Origin of the sequence: Allobosea sp. Root670 (genome assembly GCF_001429415.1) — a bacterium.
Classification (GTDB): Bacteria; Pseudomonadota; Alphaproteobacteria; order Rhizobiales; family Beijerinckiaceae; genus Allobosea; species Allobosea robiniae.
On the sequence record NZ_LMJU01000017.1, the window covers coordinates 618,641 to 634,885 of the forward strand.

Annotated in this window: 18 protein-coding genes and 1 tRNA gene; 13 read left to right on the forward strand and 6 right to left on the reverse strand. The window is 66.5% G+C overall.

Annotated features, from left to right (window positions below; translation table 11 throughout):
* Positions 1 to 24: 24 nt before the first annotated feature.
* From ASE61_RS20965 to ASE61_RS21000, 8 genes are all read left to right on the forward strand, one after another.
* Entirely contained in the window at positions 25 to 1,305 is a 1,281-nt protein-coding gene (locus ASE61_RS20965) for a glycosyltransferase family protein (RefSeq protein WP_061970165.1), read from the forward strand.
* A gap of 72 nt (positions 1,306 to 1,377) precedes the next feature.
* Positions 1,378 to 1,566 (forward strand): twin transmembrane helix small protein, encoded by a 189-nt coding sequence (locus tag ASE61_RS20970; protein WP_061970166.1) that lies wholly within the window; start codon positions 1,378 to 1,380, stop codon positions 1,564 to 1,566.
* A 156-nt stretch (positions 1,567 to 1,722) separates the two neighbouring features.
* Complete coding sequence (locus ASE61_RS20975) at positions 1,723 to 2,319, forward strand: acyloxyacyl hydrolase (protein WP_061970168.1); 597 nt, start codon at positions 1,723 to 1,725, stop codon at positions 2,317 to 2,319.
* A gap of 58 nt (positions 2,320 to 2,377) precedes the next feature.
* Positions 2,378 to 2,959 (forward strand): cob(I)yrinic acid a,c-diamide adenosyltransferase, encoded by a 582-nt coding sequence (locus ASE61_RS20980; protein ID WP_061970170.1) that lies wholly within the window; start codon positions 2,378 to 2,380, stop codon positions 2,957 to 2,959.
* 6 nt (positions 2,960 to 2,965) lie between these two features.
* Entirely contained in the window at positions 2,966 to 3,664 is a 699-nt protein-coding gene (locus ASE61_RS20985; RefSeq protein WP_061970172.1) for a rhomboid family intramembrane serine protease, read from the forward strand.
* A gap of 164 nt (positions 3,665 to 3,828) precedes the next feature.
* The gene (locus ASE61_RS20990; RefSeq protein ID WP_061970174.1) at positions 3,829 to 4,575 is read left to right on the forward strand and encodes an electron transfer flavoprotein subunit beta/FixA family protein; all 747 of its coding nucleotides are present in this window, start codon (positions 3,829 to 3,831) and stop codon (positions 4,573 to 4,575) included.
* Positions 4,575 to 5,519 (forward strand): electron transfer flavoprotein subunit alpha/FixB family protein, encoded by a 945-nt coding sequence (locus ASE61_RS20995; protein WP_061970176.1) that lies wholly within the window; start codon positions 4,575 to 4,577, stop codon positions 5,517 to 5,519. The genes ASE61_RS20990 and ASE61_RS20995 overlap by 1 nt, the downstream gene beginning before the upstream one ends.
* An 83-nt stretch (positions 5,520 to 5,602) precedes the next feature.
* Complete coding sequence (locus ASE61_RS21000) at positions 5,603 to 6,487, forward strand: 3-hydroxybutyryl-CoA dehydrogenase (RefSeq protein WP_061970178.1); 885 nt, start codon at positions 5,603 to 5,605, stop codon at positions 6,485 to 6,487.
* A 30-nt stretch (positions 6,488 to 6,517) separates the two neighbouring features.
* On the opposite strand, the gene ASE61_RS21005 is transcribed toward ASE61_RS21000, so the two are convergent.
* On the reverse strand, positions 6,518 to 7,024 hold the full coding sequence (locus ASE61_RS21005; RefSeq protein WP_061970180.1) for a DUF3060 domain-containing protein: 507 nt from the start codon (positions 7,022 to 7,024) through the stop codon (positions 6,518 to 6,520).
* 222 nt (positions 7,025 to 7,246) lie between these two features.
* Here ASE61_RS21005 and ASE61_RS21010 point away from each other — a divergent pair, with 222 nt between their 5' ends.
* Positions 7,247 to 7,804 (forward strand): HNH endonuclease, encoded by a 558-nt coding sequence (locus ASE61_RS21010; protein ID WP_061970322.1) that lies wholly within the window; start codon positions 7,247 to 7,249, stop codon positions 7,802 to 7,804.
* Positions 7,805 to 8,056: 252 nt separating this feature from the next.
* On the opposite strand, the gene purU is transcribed toward ASE61_RS21010, so the two are convergent.
* From purU to ASE61_RS21025, 3 genes are all read right to left on the reverse strand, one after another.
* Complete coding sequence (gene purU / locus ASE61_RS21015; RefSeq protein ID WP_061970181.1) at positions 8,057 to 8,941, reverse strand: formyltetrahydrofolate deformylase; 885 nt, start codon at positions 8,939 to 8,941, stop codon at positions 8,057 to 8,059.
* Positions 8,942 to 9,150: 209 nt separating this feature from the next.
* Positions 9,151 to 9,699 (reverse strand): disulfide bond formation protein B, encoded by a 549-nt coding sequence (locus ASE61_RS21020; RefSeq protein WP_061970183.1) that lies wholly within the window; start codon positions 9,697 to 9,699, stop codon positions 9,151 to 9,153.
* 9 nt (positions 9,700 to 9,708) lie between these two features.
* Positions 9,709 to 10,320, reverse strand: coding sequence for a YqaA family protein (locus tag ASE61_RS21025; RefSeq protein ID WP_061970185.1), 612 nt, complete (start codon positions 10,318 to 10,320; stop codon positions 9,709 to 9,711).
* A 197-nt stretch (positions 10,321 to 10,517) separates the two neighbouring features.
* Here ASE61_RS21025 and ASE61_RS21030 point away from each other — a divergent pair.
* A tRNA-Leu gene (locus ASE61_RS21030) sits at positions 10,518 to 10,602 on the forward strand.
* Between the two features lie 75 nt (positions 10,603 to 10,677).
* Here the strand turns inward: ASE61_RS21030 and ASE61_RS21035 are convergent.
* Together ASE61_RS21035 and ASE61_RS21040 are read right to left on the reverse strand one after the other, a co-directional pair.
* Positions 10,678 to 12,090, reverse strand: a complete 1,413-nt coding sequence (locus ASE61_RS21035) for an ATP-binding protein (protein ID WP_061970187.1) — start codon at positions 12,088 to 12,090, stop codon at positions 10,678 to 10,680.
* Complete coding sequence (locus ASE61_RS21040) at positions 12,087 to 12,875, reverse strand: response regulator (protein WP_082617611.1); 789 nt, start codon at positions 12,873 to 12,875, stop codon at positions 12,087 to 12,089. Before ASE61_RS21040 ends, ASE61_RS21035 begins: the two co-directional genes overlap by 4 nt.
* Before the next feature lie 157 nt (positions 12,876 to 13,032).
* Here ASE61_RS21040 and ASE61_RS21045 point away from each other — a divergent pair, with 157 nt between their 5' ends.
* The 3 genes from ASE61_RS21045 to ASE61_RS21055 are packed head-to-tail and all read left to right on the forward strand — an operon-like array spanning position 13,033 to position 16,225.
* On the forward strand, positions 13,033 to 13,251 hold the full coding sequence (locus ASE61_RS21045; RefSeq protein WP_139163516.1) for a hypothetical protein: 219 nt from the start codon (positions 13,033 to 13,035) through the stop codon (positions 13,249 to 13,251).
* Between the two features lie 56 nt (positions 13,252 to 13,307).
* Positions 13,308 to 14,774: a TolC family protein gene (locus ASE61_RS21050; protein ID WP_244492939.1), complete on the forward strand. Its 1,467-nt coding sequence runs from the start codon at positions 13,308 to 13,310 to the stop codon at positions 14,772 to 14,774.
* Between the two features lie 14 nt (positions 14,775 to 14,788).
* Positions 14,789 to 16,225, forward strand: coding sequence for a multicopper oxidase family protein (locus tag ASE61_RS21055; protein WP_082617593.1), 1,437 nt, complete (start codon positions 14,789 to 14,791; stop codon positions 16,223 to 16,225).
* Positions 16,226 to 16,245: the final 20 nt, after the last annotated feature.

Genomic DNA, 16,245 nt, shown 5'->3' on the forward strand with positions numbered 1-16,245 from the left:
GCCTTTCCGGGGGGCGACGTTCCGATGCCTTCAAACGTCGTCGATCTCGCCGGTGCCGAACGTGCGCCGCGCAGCCCCCATGCGCCGCGCGTCCTGATCTACAGCCACGACACCTTCGGGCTCGGCCATATCCGCCGCTGCCGCGCCATCGCCAATGCGCTGATCGCCAGCTTTCCGCATATCTCGGTGATCATCGTCTCCGGCTCGTCCGTCATCTCGAGCTTCCAGTTCGGCGACGGCGTCGATTATGTCCGCATTCCCGGCGTCGAGAAGCAGAGCGACGGCAGCTACGAGCCGCACCATCTCAATCTCGACCTCGGCGATACGATCCGTTTGCGGGCCGACATCATCAAGCAGACGGTCCTGTCCTTCGATCCCGACGTCGTCATCGTCGACAAGGAGCCGGTCGGCCTGCGCGGCGAGCTGAAGCCCTCGCTCGACATCCTGCGCCGGCGCGGCGCACGCATCGTGCTCGGCCTGCGCGACGTGCTCGACGAGCCCGCCGCCGTCCTGGAGGAATGGAGCCGCAACGGCGCGCTTGAAGCGCTCGACACCGTCTATGACGACATCTTCGTCTACGGGCTGGAGAACGTCTACCAGCCCCTGACCGGCCTGCCGGGCCAGCACCGCTTCGCCGACAAGCTCCGTTACTTGGGCTATCTCAAGCGCGCGGTGCCGAGCCCGATGCCGCCGAACCGCTACCCGCGCATCACCAAGCAGCCCTTCATCCTGGTCACGCCGGGCGGCGGAGGCGACGGCGCCGGCGTCATCGACTGGGTGATCTCGGCCTATGAGGCCGATCCGACGATCGCGCTCCCCGCGCTCATCGTCTTCGGACCGTTCATGTCGCGGGAGAAGCGCAAGGAATTCGCGGAGCGCATCGCCCGCAATCCCAAGCTCGAAGGCCTCGGCTTCGAGCCGCGCCTGGAACTGCTGATGAACCGGGCCCACTGTGTCGTCGCCATGGGCGGCTACAACACCTTCTGCGAGATCCTCTCCTTCGACAAGCCGGCCCTGATCGTGCCCCGCGTCCGTCCGCGCCTCGAACAGGCGATCCGCGCCGGCCGCGCCGACGAGCTCAAGCTGGTCGACGTCCTCTACGACCCCTCCCAGACCGGCGAGGGCGAGCGCGATCCGCGCGTGATGGCAGCCGCGCTCCATGCGCTGCCGCAACGCCCGCCCCCGTCACAGGCCTTCATGCCCGATCTTCTCGACGGCCTGCCCGCGATCAGCCGCGCGCTTGCCGGCGATCTTTCCCTGCCCGTCCGCAGCCGCGCCCTGGCGCAGACGGCTGCGACGAGCTGACCCACGGCTCAGGCCACGTCAGCCGCATGATGGCGCTGGTCAAGTTCCTCGCATGGTCCTAAGCCAATCCCCATGACGTTTTCGAACACTCTCGTGTCCGTCGCGGTCGGCGCCGTCGCCATCGTGCTCCTGCTCGGGCTCATCAACATGCTGCGCGGCGGCAGCGCCAACACCTCGCAGCGGTTGATGCGGCTGCGGGTCGTCCTGCAGTTCGTCGCCATCGTGCTGATCGTCATCGTCTTGTGGTGGCGCAACGGCTGAACGCCTGCGTCACTGCGCGCAAGCCTTTGAAATAATTGAATTGAATTTCTTCACCCGCTGTGGACGAGAGCCTGAATATCCGGGCCTCGCCACATTCCGAACACGAGTATGTGTGCTTCACTAACGCCTGCTCACACGTTCAATTGCCGAAGGCCCATGGTCCGCGTCGCGTTGCTGTCACTTGCCGTTTGCCTGGCCGCCTCTGCTGCTTCCGCGCAGACCCGGTCCCTCTCCGGCTCTGTCTCCAGCTACGCCCCAGCCACCGAAGCGCCCACCCCTGCCTGGGAAGCCCGCATCGGCGCCGGCCTTGCCAATCCCGGTGGCCGGGAGAGCGGCCTGCCGAACCTGGGCGCCGACCTCCTGTCGCCACGCCTCCTCCCCCTGAGCGATCGCATCGCGGCGACCTTCATCCCCCGCTTCAACATCGGCGCGAGCGTCAACCTCAACGGTACGCGCTATGCCTATGCCGGGGCGACCTGGACCTTCGACGTGACCCGCGACATCTTCGTCGAGGCGAGCCTCGGTGCCGCCTTGAACGACGGCAAGACCGGCCTGGTCGTCCCCGAGAATCGCCTCGCGCTTGGCTGCAATACCGGCACGCGCGAGGCTGCCGCCCTCGGCTTCCGCTTGTCGGATCGCTGGAGCCTCGTCACCACGCTCGAGCATTTCAGCACGGTCGGCTGCTCCGACAAGCCTGGCACGACCAGCCGTGGCCCCGCCAATATCGGCGCAAGGCTGGGCTACACCTTCTGAAGCCCGGCTACGCCGCAAACGCGCTTCCGTCCCGCCGCAGCCACGCTATAAGCATCGCATGGTCAAGCTCAACCGCATCTACACGCGCACCGGCGACAACGGCACGACCGGACTGACGAGCGGCCCGCGCCGGCCGAAATCCGACCTGCGCGTCGCCGCCTATGGCACCGTCGACGAGACCAATGCCTGTGTGGGCCTCGCCCGCCTCCATGCAGCGACGGAAGACGCCCTGGTCGACGCCATGCTCGGCCGCATCAGCAACGATCTCTTCGATCTCGGTGCCGACCTCTCGACCCCCCAGACCGACAAGCCCCTGGCCTTCGAGCCGCTGCGCATCGTCCAGGCCCAGGTCGACCGGATCGAGGCCGAGATCGACGAGCTGAACGCCGATCTCGCTCCCTTGCGCTCCTTCGTCCTGCCCGGCGGAACCCCGGCCGCAACCCATCTCCATCTCGCCCGCACCGTCAGCCGAAGGGCCGAGCGCCTGATGACCGAGCTTGCCGCGACCGAAGGCGAGACGGTTGCCGCGCCCGCGCTCAAATACATCAACCGCCTCTCGGACTTCCTGTTCGTCGCCTCCCGCTACCTCAATGCCAAGGCAGCCGGCGACGTGCTCTGGGTGCCCGGCCAGAACCGCTGAGCCACCATGTTCGTCCCCCTGCATGACGGTGTACCGCTGCGCTTCATGCGCACGCCCTATATCACCTACGGGCTGATCGGCGCCTGCATCGCCCTGCAGATCGCCTTGCAGCTCTGGCCGAGCCAGGAAGCGGAGCTCGCGATCATGGCCGGTTTCGGCATGATTCCCTCGGTGCTGTTCGGCACGGCGCAATTGCCGGAAGGCCTTGCCCATGTCCCGGCCTGGGCGACCCTGTTCACCAATGTGCTGCTGCACGCCAATGTCGCCCATCTCGTCGGCAACATGCTGTTCCTCTGGGTCTTCGGCGACAATGTCGAGGATGCGATGGGGCATCTGCGCTTCCTCGCCTTCTTCTTCCTCTGCGGGCTCGGCGGTTCCCTCTTCCATGCCGGCATGTATCCCGGATCGGAGCAGCCCCTGATCGGCGCCTCCGGTGCCATCTCCGGCGTCATCGCCTCCTATCTGATGATCTATCCGCAGGTCCGGATCTGGGGGCTCGCCTTCAACTGGATTCCGATCCACATCCCCGCGCTCTACGCGCTCGGCGGCTGGGTCCTGCTGCAGGCCGCCGCCGCCCTGCTCGGTGCCGACGGCAATGTCGGCTGGTGGGCGCACCTTGGCGGGCTGGCGACGGGCGCCGCCCTGACCCCGCTCTTCGTGCACCGCAGCATCGCGCTGTTCGGGCGCAAGCCTGCCCGTGGCTGAAGCCACGCTGTTTTGCCCCCGAGCCGTGCCTGGACGGGCGTTGACAAGCGCAAACGGGCGTCGCTACGGTCCCAGCGCATTCCAGCCGAGGGCCGCGATGCCGCTGTCCTGCCGTCAGGTGCAGTGCGGTGCGAGGCTCATCTCTTCTGAACGGTGATCTGGCGATGAAGATCTTGGTGCCCGTCAAGCGGGTGGTTGACTACAACGTGAAGATCCGCGTGAAAGCGGACGGTTCGGGCGTCGAACTGGCGAACGTGAAGATGTCGATGAACCCGTTCGACGAGATCGCCGTCGAGGAGGCGCTGCGCCTGAAGGAAGCCGGCAAGGCGACCGAGGTGATCGTGGTCTCGATCGGCCCCGCGCAGGCGGCCGAGACGATCCGCACCGGCCTCGCCATGGGCGCCGACCGCGGCGTCCTCGTGAAGGTCGACGGCATCGTCGAGCCGCTCGCCGTCGCCAAGCTCCTGAAGAAGGTGGTCGAGCAGGAAGGCCCCGGTCTCGTCATCCTCGGCAAGCAGGCGATCGACGACGATTGCAACCAGACCGGCCAGATGCTCGCAGCCCTCCTCGGCTGGGGCCAGGGCACGTTTGCGTCCAAGGTCGAGCTTTCCGCGGATTCGGTCGACGTCACCCGCGAGGTCGACGGCGGCCTGCAGACGGTGACGCTCAAGCTCCCGGCGATCGTCACCACGGATCTGCGCCTCAACGAGCCGCGCTATGCCTCGCTACCCAACATCATGAAGGCGAAGAAGAAGCCGCTCGACGAGACCTCGGCCGAAGCGCTCGGCGTCGACGTCGCGCCGCGCCTGAAAATTCTGAAGACGGTCGAGCCCGCTGGCCGTTCCGCCGGCGTCAAGGTGGCCAACGCCGCCGAACTCGTCTCCAAGCTCAAGACCGCCGGGGTGATCTGATGACCACGCTGCTGATCGCCGAACACGACAACGCCTCCGTCAAGGACGCCACCGCCAAGGCACTGACGGCCGCTGCCAAGCTCGGCGGCCCCGTCCATATCCTCGTCGCGGGTCAGGGTTCGAAGGGCGCGGCCGATGCCGCTGCCAAGCTCGCCGGCGTCGAGAAGGTGCTGCTCGCCGATGACGCGGCTTACGGCCATGCGCTGGCCGAGCCGCTCGCCGCGCTGATCGTCAAGCTCGCGGACGGCTACGACGCCATCGTCGCGCCCTCGACCACCACCGGCAAGAACGTGCTGCCGCGCGTCGCCGCCCTGCTCGACGTGATGCAGGTCTCGGATGTCAGCGGCATCGTCTCGCCCGACACCTTCGAGCGTCCGGTCTATGCCGGCAACGCGATCCAGACCGTGCAGTCGACCGACGCCAAGAAGCTGCTGACCATCCGCACCGCTTCCTTCGCGGCGGCGGGCGAAGGCGGCTCGGCCGCGGTCGAGAGCGTCGCGGCGGCCGAGAACCCCGGCAATTCGTCCTTCAAGGGCGAGGAGGTCGCCAAGTCCGACCGTCCGGAGCTGGCCTCGGCCAAGATCATCATCTCCGGCGGCCGTGCGCTGGCCTCGGCCGAGAATTTCGGCAAGGTGATCGAGCCCGTCGCCGACAAGCTCGGTGCTGCGATGGGCGCCTCGCGCGCCGCGGTCGACGCCGGCTACGCCCCGAACGACTGGCAGGTCGGTCAGACCGGCAAGGTGGTCGCGCCCGAGCTCTATATCGCGGTCGGCATTTCCGGCGCGATCCAGCATCTCGCCGGCATGAAGGACTCGAAGGTCATCGTCGCCATCAACAAGGACGAGGAAGCCCCGATCTTCCAGATCGCCGATTACGGCCTCGTCGGCGACCTCTTCACCATTTTGCCAGAGCTCGACGCCGAGCTCGCCAAAGCCGGCAAGTAAGGCCGGCACCACCCTTCCGGGCCGCCTCAGGGCGGCCCGTTCCGCTCCTGCGGGAGCCTGAACGTTTCATCCGGGATCAAACCATGTCGGACCACGCGATCAAGACGATCGGCATTATCGGGGCAGGCCAGATGGGCAACGGCATCGCCCATGTCGCGGCGGCCGCCGGCTTCGACATCAAGCTGCACGACATCGCCGAGGAGCGCATCAACGCCGCGCTCGCCACGATCGACGGCAACATGGCCCGGCAGGTCTCGAAGGGTGCGCTGGCGGAGGATGAGCGCCGTGCGGCCATCGCCCGCATCCAGCCCGCCGTCGGCCTCGCCGACCTCGGCGATTGCGACCTCGTGATCGAGGCCGCGACCGAGAACGAGGAGGTCAAGCGCAAGATCTTCACCGCGGTCTGCCCGCATCTGCGCCCGGACGCGATCCTGGCCTCCAACACCTCCTCGATCTCGATCACCCGCCTTGCGGCCGCGACCGATCGCCCGGAGCACTTCATCGGCATCCATTTCATGAATCCGGTGCCGTTGATGCAGCTCGTCGAGCTGATCCGCGGCATCGCTACCGATGACGGCACTTTCGAGCGCGCCAAGAACCTCGTCGGCAGCCTGCACAAGACCGTCTCGGTCTCCGAGGATTTCCCGGCCTTCATCGTCAACCGCATCCTGCTGCCGATGATCAACGAGGCCGTCTACACGCTCTATGAGGGCGTCGGCTCGGTCGACGCGATCGACACCGCCATGCGGCTCGGCGCCAACCACCCGATGGGCCCGCTCCAGCTCGCCGATTTCATCGGCCTCGATACCTGCCTTTCGGTGATGCAGGTGCTCCATGACGGGCTGGCCGACTCGAAATACCGCCCCTGCCCGCTGCTGGTGAAATATGTCGAGGCCGGCTGGCTCGGCCGCAAGACCAAGCGCGGCTTCTACGACTATCGCGGCGAGAAGCCCGTCCCGACCCGCTGAGCGGATCGATTCTGCTTCGCAGCTGCCGCCTCAGCGGCGGCTGATCCGATTCTCGACGCCCCCGGCCGAAACCGATGGCGCCTTGATCCCGGCCTCGGCGCGCCATTCGACAGCGTTCTTGGCGCCCTGCACCTCGATCTGCGTGGGGCCCGCAAGCGTCAACTCGAGCTTCTGATCGGCGCCCGAGACGTCGATCTTCGCCGTCTCCGCCGCCTTCACGGTCGCCTTGACCTTATTCTTGGCCGTTTCGACGACGAGCCCCGCGGTCGTGCCGCCCTCGACCGTATTGGCGATGCCGCTGACGGCGATCTCCCGGGCCGTCTCGAACGACACGATGTGATCCGCGCCGTGCACGTTCACCGCACCGCAGCGGCCGGTGAGCACGACCTTGTGTCCGGCGCCGGAGATCGAGACATCCTGCCCGTCCTCGCAGGCGAAATCGCGCGACATCTGCGCGCCTTCGACCCGGATCTCCGCGGCGGAAGCCGGCGCAATCAGGATCATCAGGGCAAGGAACGCGGCAAGCTTGGCCTTCACGGGCGGACCCTCCGGTGTTTCGTCCACGAATCGGCCCCACAGGGCCTGTCCGGCGACTACCGGCGAAGTCGGGCGGTTATGTGCCGCACCTCATGCCGGGCGCCGCAACGCAGGCGCAATAAGTTCCTTCACATTCCTGTCGTCTCGCGCTTACATTGATCCTCAGGCGGGATTCGTCCCGCTCGATGAAGCGGAGGTGCGACGGGTTTGACGGCGCATGTGATGCATCCGATGGCATCGCCGGACGGCTGTCCGGCTTTGGTGCTGAACGCCGATTTCCGGCCGCTCAGCTACTATCCCCTGTCGCTGTGGAGCTGGCAGGACGCGATCAAGGCGGTCTTCATGGACCGCGTCAACATCGTCTCCGAATACGACACCGTCGTCCGCAGCCCGAGCTTCGACATGCGGCTGCCCTCGGTGGTCTCGCTCAAGAGCTATATCAAGCCCTCTCGGACCCCGGCCTTCACCCGCTTCAACGTCTTCCTGCGCGACCGCTTCGCCTGCCAGTATTGCAATACGCGCGACGAATTGACCTTCGACCATGTCGTCCCGCGCTCGAAGGGCGGCCTGACCACCTGGGAAAACGTCGTCGCCGCCTGCTCGCCCTGCAACCTGCGCAAGGGCGACAAGATGCCGGCCGCAGTCGAGATGTTCCCGGCCCAGAAGCCCTTTGCGCCGACGGTCAATGACCTCCACCGCAACGGCAAGCTCTTCCCGCCGAATTACCTGCACGAAAGCTGGCTCGATTACCTCTACTGGGATTCGGAACTGGAGCCCTGAGAGCGTTTTCGAGCGAAGCGGGCACCGGTTCGCGTGAAGAACATCCGATAAGACAAGGACCTGGAGCAATTCCGCGATTCGAAGAGTTGCGGAATTGCTTCAAGCGCTCGCTTCATTCCCACGAAACGCACCGCCATTCGGGCTTCACCCGGAATGACAGCGTGTTTTTACGTAGAGCCAGCGCGCCCACACGAAGAACGGCTGCGAGCGGCGAGCTGCCGTTCCGCAGCGGCTTCGGCCGAATGGTTGGGGTCACCCCATCCGCTCGGAGGCGTACGACCCCGGCGAGGCAGGAAACACCACAGTCTTCCCGTCATTCAGGAAGACGCGGCGGTGAATATGGGCGTGGATCGCCCGGGCCAGCACCTGGCTCTCGACATCCCTTCCCAGGCTCACATAATCCTCCGGACTCTGCGCATGCGTCACGCGCACGATGTCCTGCTCGATGATCGGCCCTTCGTCGAGATCGGCCGTAACATAGTGGGACGTGGCGCCGATCAGTTTCACACCACGCTCGAAGGCCTGCTTGTAGGGGTTCGCTCCCTTGAAGCTTGGAAGGAACGAGTGGTGGATATTGATGATCCGCCCGGACATCTGCCTGCACATTTCATCGGACAGGACCTGCATGTATCGCGCGAGCACGACGAGCTCGGCGCCGCTCTCCTTGATGATCTCCATCTGGCGCGCCTCCGCAGCCGTCTTGTTCTCCTTGGTCACCCTGATGCAATGGAACGGAATGTCGTGGTTCACGACGACCTTTTGATAGTCCATGTGGTTTGAGATCACCGCGACGATATCGATCGGCAGCGCACCGATCCGCCACCTGTAGAGCAGGTCGTTCAGGCAGTGCCCGAAGCGCGAGACCATCAGGACGACCTTCGCCTTTTCGCTCTCGTCGCGGAAGTCGAACGTCATATCGAAGGGCCTGGCGACATCTGCGAAGCCTTCCGCGATCGCCGATAGCGGCTTCGCTTCCTCGCTGACGAAGCCGACCCTCATGAAGAAGCGGCCCGTGTCGCTATCGTCGAACTGCGCGCTGTCCGAGATATTGCAACCCATGCCGGCCAGATAGCCCGCGATTGCGGCAACGACCCCTCTTCTCGATACGCAGGTAACAGTCAGGATGTGCTTGTTCATCGAACGGACCAATCCGGTTGCGGGTTCTTAAGGGGTCAGATCCGCCTTCTCGCGAAAATCTATGGCTGCCAACAGCCGCGTGCAATCTCACCCTGGTCGTCGTCTTCGCGATTGAACCGCACGGGCTCTGTCCGGGACGCCAGCCCCCGAGAAGCCGGGGCGATGAGGAGCCTGGCGCCGATCGAACCAGGAGGCGACCGCTAGAGTGGCTAAACGAGCCCGGTTCCCGGATGCGTGACAGCCGTCCGCCCGCGCAGCAGCCCGAGCACCGCGAGCAGGAAGAGCCCGGCCGATGCCAACGCATTCCAGCCGGCGAGCGACAGCCCAAGGAAGCGCCAGGCTGCCTCCGAGCAGGCGACGATGCGCGTCGTCTGGAGCTGCTTCATGAAATCCTGCATGCCGGTCGCAGCCGCGGCCGCGCCGCCGCAGTCGTTCGGCCCCATGAACCAGCCCCATTCGACGCCGGCATGATAGATGCCGAGCCCCGTGCTCCACGCCATCAGCCCGGCCAGCCCGAGCAGGACGAGCCATTGCAGGCGCGGCGAGCGCGCCAGCACCAGCCCGGCGAGCGCCAGCCCGATGGCGGCGTAATGCGGCATGCGCTGCTCGAGGCAGAGCTTGCAGGGCCTCAAGTGCAGGGCGAGCTCGAAGAACCAGGCTCCTGCGATCAGCGCCAGGCTCACGACGCCGATGAGGGCGATCAGTTGTCGCGAGTTCGGCAGGCGGCTCGAAGCAGCGGCGGCTGGGGAGGCGGTCATGGCGGGGGCTCAGCAGGAGAGAAGCTGGCCGGACCCTGCGACGAGCTTGAGGCCGAAATAAAGCAGGATCAGCACGGCAGCGCCGGCAACGGCGATCACTTTCAGGCGACGTTCGATGAAGTGGCGGATGGTATCGCCGTAGCGCCGCAGCAGGAAGGCGAGTGCGAAGAAGCGCGCGCCGCGCGCCAGCACGCAGGAGATCACGAAGAAGGTCAGCCCGATATGGACGGCACCGGCCAGGATCGTCACCACCTTGATCGGCGGCAGATGGGCGAGGCCCGAGGTCGTCAGCAGGATCAGGGTCGTATCCGGCCCGGCACAGGCCTTGAGCGTCTCGAAGGCGCCGAGCTTGCCGTAGAAGGCCAGGACCGGCTTCGCCAGCGCCTCGAAGGCATAATAGCCGATCGCATAGCCGGCGATGCCGCCGAGCACCGAGAACAGCGTCGCGATGAAGGCCAGCCGATAGGCCCGCTGCGGCCGGGCGAGCGCCATCGGCACGAACAGGACATCCGCGGGGATCAGGAAGAAGGAGCTTTCGACGAAGGCGACGGCCGCCAGCCAGAGCTCTGCCCGCGGCCGGGCGGCGAGCGACATCGTCCATTCATAGAGGCGCTTGAGCATGGCGCGCTCTAGAGCATGAGGCAGCCGGTGACGCAACGGCTTCCATAAGCCGAGGCGATCGCTTGTCGAGCCATCGCCTCGGCAATGCCGCCTCGACGATGAAACGCCCCGAAGATCATCCGACGAAACCTGCGGGAATGACGCTTCCGCCGATTGACCGGCATCGGTCGATCGCTATAGTCCGCCCGCCTGCAAGGGCCCCTGTGGCGGAATTGGTAGACGCGCTCGACTCAAAATCGAGTTCCGCAAGGAGTGCTGGTTCGATCCCGGCCAGGGGCACCAAAGGTCTGCTTTCAGGCAATCCGGCGTCGTTGTCCCGAGCGTGCGTCGGCGGTGGGCCATTCCAGAATAATTGCCTCAGCCACGGACGATTTGCCCATTTTTGATGAGCGCATCGGGCCAACGGGAACGGTCCCGGGTCGGATGATCGAGCCTGGGCAACGAGACCGTGACGCGAAGGCCGCCTTCCACCCGGTTCTCCAGCACCACGCTCCCCTCATGCGACCTGACGACGGCCTGGGCGATGGTGAGGCCGAGCCCGGAGCCCCCGGTCTCGCGGCCGCGCGATTCTTCCAGCCGCACAAAGGGAAGGAAGACGCGCTCCCTGTCGGCCGCCGGGATCCCCGGCCCCTCGTCTTCGACCGTGATCACGACAAGACTCCCCGCTTCGGCGATGCTGATCGTGGCCGATGTCCCGTATTTGACCGCATTGCCGATGACGTTCGAGAACGCCCGCTTCAGCGGCAGGAGGCGCCCGAGAATCGGCGCCGCGTTCAGCCCCGACAGGCTGACGCTATGCCCCTGGTCGAGATGCTCGTCGACGATGGTCTCGACGACCGAGGCGAGATCGATCGGCCGGAGCGCCTCGCTCGACACGCCGCCGCGCAGATAGTCCAGCGTCGAATCGATCATCTCCTCCATCTCGCCGAGATCGGCATCGATCAGGCGCCGCGTCGCGTCGTCGTCGAGCAATTCGGAGCGCAAACGGAGGCGGGTGATCGGCGTGCGCAGATCGTGCGACACCGCGGCCATCGCCTGCATGCGCTCAGTGACGAGACGCTGGATGCGCTCGCGCATGGTGTTGAAGGCGCGCGCGGCACGGCGGACCTCGGCTGGGCCGCCCTCCGGCAAGGGCTGCGGCACCTGGTCGAGGCTGAAGCGCTCCGCCGCCAGCGCGAGGTCGCGCAGCGGCCGTGTCGCCCAGCGCAGCAGCAGCAGCGCGACCACGACGATCCCGACGGCGAAGCAGATCATGATCGCGGTCAGGTTCCAGTCGAGATGCTGCGCGGCACCGAGCGCCGACGACGAGAAATTGACCCAGCTGCCGTCGTCGAGCCGGATCGAGACCAGCATCAGGTGCCGGTCGGTTGCGGCTCCGCCATCATCCGCCACACCGACGCGGAAGGACTCTGTCGCGAGATCGGGCGCGAACTGCTGCAAGTGCGCTTCCATCAGGCGCGTCCGCTCGGTCGCCGGCACGTTCCCGAGGACGAGGCTGACTTTGCTCCAATGCACTTCGAGGCTCGCGCTCGACAAATCATGCGCGACGCGGTCGCGCTCCGCCCCGTCGGGGATGCTGGCGATGGCGCGCTTGATCGAGACGATGCGCTCGGCGAGGCTGCCGTCCCGCCCGGCCGAGGCGAAACTTTCCACACCGACGCGGAAGGCCCAGTAGCCCAACAGATGGAAGGCGAGCAGCGCCGCGAACAGGATCAGGATCGCGCGGCTTGCCACCGTGTCGGGCCAGAATCGTCCAAGCAGCCTCGTCAAGCGCTCTGTCCTTCGTGATACCCGATCGTCGAGGCGAACAGGTAGCCAGCGCCCCGCACCGTCTTGATCAATTGGCCGCCACTGGCATCGGCTTCGAGCTTGCGGCGCAGGCGGCTGATCTGGACGTCGATCGTCCGGTCGAACGGGTCGTCGCTCATCCGCGCCTTGGCGAACTGCATCAGCGCCTCACGCGAGAGCACGCGATTGGCATGCTCGACGAAGGCGAGGAGCAGGTCGAACTCGCCGGTCGAGAGGTCGATCAAGGTCCCGGCCGGCGATTGCAATTCCCGGCGCCTGAGATCCATGCGCCAGCCGTCGAAGGTCACGAGCGCGCTCGCCTGCGAGACGGCCGCGCCCTGCCCCGCCCGCGCCCGGCGCAGCAAGGCCCGGATGCGCGCCAGCAATTCGCGCGGGCTGAACGGCTTGGTGACATAGTCGTCCGCCCCGCCTTCGAGGCCGGTGATGCGATCGCTCTCCTCGCTGCGCGCAGTCAGCATCACGATCGGGACATGCGAGGTCGCGCGCACGTCGCGGCAGAGCTCGACGCCCGAGCGGCCGGGCAGCATCAGGTCGAGCACGATGAGGTCGATAGCGCTGTGCGCCAGTGCCTCCATCATGGCCCGGCCGTCCGGCGCACCGGTCACCTGATAGCCGTGCCGCTGCAGGAAGCGCGCGACGAGAAGCCTGATCTGCGGATCGTCATCCACCACCAGGATATGACCGTGATCGTCGTTGGTCGGCGCAACCGGCGCCTGATCCGTCTCGTGTTCCGCGTTCCCTGACATCACCATGCCGCGCGAGCGCCGGCTCTCCTTCTCTGTGCGAACCGACCATAGCGCGCCCGCGATCCGGCTGCCCGCATCGCTTTGAAACAATTTGTAACGGACGCCCGCGGATCGGCGTTGCTACCCCTGCTCCACCGCAACAGGGGAGCCGTGAGTCGTGAGATTGGTGAAGCTGCCGTTCCTGGGGGCGATCGGTCTGGCACTCGGTGCCTGCTCGGTCGCCGCCGTTCCAGACCATCTGGCCCGGCCGGCCGATCCGAATGCCCGCGTTCCCGCCGTCACCTATGGCAGCGTGACCGCAGGCGCCGCCACCTATCGCCCTGCCGAGCCCAGGGACTGGCGCGAGCTCAACCGCCGGGTCGGGCCGAAATCATGACGAAGCCGAGCAGCCCTGCCGCCACGCCCTCGCGCATCCATACCCAAGGACCGGCCTTGACCGCTTCTCCCGTTTCGAAAGCCCGCCGCCTGCTGCGCTGGACCCTGCTTGCCGGCGCCACGGCGCTGCTGGGCGGCTGCGCCGGGTTTTCCGCTGACGGCGGCATGAGCGCGATCCAGAGCGCGACCTATGCCGATATCGGCAAGGACGTGGCCAAGATCAGTGACGACGAGGCCGCACTCACCGCCAAGGGGCGTGTCGACCAGCTCCTGCGCAAGCCCTTGACGGCGGATGCGGCCGTGCAGGTCGCGCTACTCAACAATCGCGGCTTGCAGGCCGCCCTCAACGAGCTTGGCATGGCCGAGGCGCAGATGGTCGCGGCGAGCCTGCCGCCTAATCCGCGCTTCGGCATCTCCAAGCTCTCCGGCCGCTTCGAGGTCGAGATCGAGCGCCAGATCGTCGGCAGCCTGCTGGCGCTGGCGACCCTGCCGGCCCGGGCCGAGATCGCCCGCGACCGCTTCCAGACCGCACAGATGCGGACGGCAGAAGCCGTGCTGAAACTCGCAGCCGACACCCGCCGCCAGTACTATCGCGCAGCCGCCGCCAATGCGCAGGTCGCGTTCTATCAGGAGGCGAAAAGCTCCGCCGATGCGGCATCCGAACTGCTCAAGCGGCTCGGCGAATCCGGCGGCGTCAACAAGATCGACCAGGCCCGCGAATTCGCCTTCGAGGCCGAGCTCACCGTGCAGCTCGCCCAGGCCCGCCAGCAGCAGACCCAGGAGCGCGAGCGCCTCGTCCGCCAACTCGGCCTCTGGGGCGACGACCTCAAGTTCCGGGTCGGCAGCCTGCCGCCCTTGCCGCGCCTGCAATCGGTCAAGGCGATCGAGGCCGAGGCCTTGCGCAAGCGCGTCGACCTCCGGATCGCACGGGCCGAGCTCGACACGCTCGCCAAGTCGCTGGGACTCACCCAGGCGACGCGCTTCGTCAACGACATCGACCTGCTCGGGCGGCGCACCTATGACCGCAGCCGCAGCGTCAACGACCACGGCCATGTCGAGCGCGAGGCAAGCCGCAGCCGGACGCTGGAGCTCGAGATCGACATCCCGATCTACGATTTCGGCCAGTCCAAGGTCGCGCTCGCCGAGCAGACCTATATGCAGGCCGCCAACAAGCTTGCGGAGAAGGCGGTCAATATCCGCTCCGAGGCCCGCGAGGCCTACACCGCCTACCGCGCCAATTACGACATCACGCGCCAGTACCAGACCAACGTCCTGCCGCTGCGCAAGATCATCCAGGAGCAGTCGCTGCTGCAGTATAGCGGCATGCTCAACGACGTCACGGACCTGATCGCGGATGCCCGCAGCCGCATCCTCTCGAACGTCGCCGCGATCAATGCCCGCCGCGATTTCTGGATCGCCCATACCGATTTCAAGCACGCGCTGATCGGCGGCGGCAGCGGGGGTGGCGGCTCGGCCACCGTGGCGGCTGCCGGCGGCGGCGATGCCGGCGGCGCAGGCCACTGAAGGAGTTGACGGACATGACATCCCTTTCCCGCAGAGGCTTCATCGGCTCGTCCGGGCTGGTGCTGGCCGGTGCCGCCGCCGTCTCGGGCCGCAGCGCCTTCGCCGCCGTGCCGGAAGCGCCGACCATGACGGAGGCGACGACGCAGGCGCCGCTCGTGCCGACCACGGGACCGGATTACCAGCCGGTCGCGACGCTCAACGGCTGGTCCCTGCCCTGGCGGATGAACGGCGACTGGAAGGAGTTCCATCTCGTCGCCGAGCCGGTGGTGCGCGAGCTGGCGCCCGGCATGAAGGCCTATCTCTGGGGCTATAACGGCCAGTCGCCGGGGCCGACGATCGAGGCGGTCGAGGGTGACAAGGTCCGCATCTACGTCACCAACAAGCTGCCGGAGAGCACGGCCGTGCACTGGCACGGCCAGCGCCTGCCCAACGGCATGGACGGCGTCGGCGGTTTGACGCAGCCGCATATCCCCTCGGGCAAGACCTTCGTCTACGAGTTCCTGCTCCGGCGCTCCGGCACTTTCATGTACCACCCCCATTCGGACGAGATGGTCCAGATGGCGATGGGCATGATGGGCTTCTTCGTCGTCCACCCCAAGGACCCGGCCTTCCGCCGCGTCGACCGCGATTTCGTCTTCCTGCTCAACGCCTTCGACATCGAGCCCGGCTCCTATGTCCCGCGCGTCGCGGAGATGACCGAGTTCAACATGTGGTGCTGGAACAGCCGCGTGTTTCCGGGCATCGACCCCTTCGTCGTGGGCAAGAACGACAAGGTCCGTATCCGCTTCGGCAACCTGACCATGACCAATCACCCGGTCCACATGCACGGCTACGAGTTCAAGGTCTCCTGCACCGATGGCGGCTGGGTCGATCCGGCGGCGGCCTGGGACGAGGTCTCGATCGACGTCGCCGTCGGCCAGATGCGCGCCTTCGATTTCGTCGCCGATGAGCCAGGCGACTGGGCGATCCACTGCCACAAGTCGCACCATACCATGAATGCCATGGGGCATTCGGTTAAGAACTATATCGGCGTGGACAAGAAGGACCTCGCCAAGCGCATCGCCAGGATCGCGCCCGGCTACATGCCGATGGGCTCGAACGGCATGGGCGAGATGGGCGCGATGGAGATGCCGCTCCCCGACAATACCTTGCCGATGATGACCGGCTTCGCCCAGTTCGGCCCGGTCGAGATGGGCGGCATGTTCTCCGTGGTGAAGGTCCGCGATGGCCTGGCGAAGGGCGATTACAAGGACCCCGGCTGGTTCAAGCATCCCGAGGGAACCGTCGCCTACGAGCTCAAGGGCGCGAAGCTCGGCGAGGCGCCGCGCGCGACCTCGCCCGACAGCGGCGTCAAGGCAGCGGAATGGCGCGCCAAGGACCCGCGCCAGCCGAGCCTGGCGCCGGACGGAAAGCCCCGCCCCGCGACCAAGAAACCGCATTCCAACCACTGACACGCAAATCCCCGACCAGG

What these genes read in the sequence shown, in the direction of transcription:
- ASE61_RS20985 (WP_061970172.1), top strand. Translation starts at nt 2,966, where the DNA reads ATGTTCGTCCCCCTGCATGACGGTGTACCGCTGCGCTTCATGCGCACG.
- ASE61_RS20990 (WP_061970174.1), top strand. Translation starts at nt 3,829, where the DNA reads ATGAAGATCTTGGTGCCCGTCAAGCGGGTGGTTGACTACAACGTGAAG.
- ASE61_RS20995 (WP_061970176.1), top strand. Translation starts at nt 4,575, where the DNA reads ATGACCACGCTGCTGATCGCCGAACACGACAACGCCTCCGTCAAGGAC.
- ASE61_RS21000 (WP_061970178.1), top strand. Translation starts at nt 5,603, where the DNA reads ATGTCGGACCACGCGATCAAGACGATCGGCATTATCGGGGCAGGCCAG.
- ASE61_RS21010 (WP_061970322.1), top strand. Translation starts at nt 7,247, where the DNA reads ATGCATCCGATGGCATCGCCGGACGGCTGTCCGGCTTTGGTGCTGAAC.
- ASE61_RS21040 (WP_082617611.1), bottom strand. Translation starts at nt 12,875, where the DNA reads ATGTCAGGGAACGCGGAACACGAGACGGATCAGGCGCCGGTTGCGCCG.
- ASE61_RS21025 (WP_061970185.1), bottom strand. Translation starts at nt 10,320, where the DNA reads ATGCTCAAGCGCCTCTATGAATGGACGATGTCGCTCGCCGCCCGGCCG.
- purU (WP_061970181.1), bottom strand. Translation starts at nt 8,941, where the DNA reads ATGAACAAGCACATCCTGACTGTTACCTGCGTATCGAGAAGAGGGGTC.
- ASE61_RS20965 (WP_061970165.1), top strand. Translation starts at nt 25, where the DNA reads ATGCCTTCAAACGTCGTCGATCTCGCCGGTGCCGAACGTGCGCCGCGC.
- ASE61_RS20975 (WP_061970168.1), top strand. Translation starts at nt 1,723, where the DNA reads ATGGTCCGCGTCGCGTTGCTGTCACTTGCCGTTTGCCTGGCCGCCTCT.
- ASE61_RS21020 (WP_061970183.1), bottom strand. Translation starts at nt 9,699, where the DNA reads ATGACCGCCTCCCCAGCCGCCGCTGCTTCGAGCCGCCTGCCGAACTCG.
- ASE61_RS20980 (WP_061970170.1), top strand. Translation starts at nt 2,378, where the DNA reads ATGGTCAAGCTCAACCGCATCTACACGCGCACCGGCGACAACGGCACG.
- ASE61_RS21055 (WP_082617593.1), top strand. Translation starts at nt 14,789, where the DNA reads ATGACATCCCTTTCCCGCAGAGGCTTCATCGGCTCGTCCGGGCTGGTG.
- ASE61_RS20970 (WP_061970166.1), top strand. Translation starts at nt 1,378, where the DNA reads ATGACGTTTTCGAACACTCTCGTGTCCGTCGCGGTCGGCGCCGTCGCC.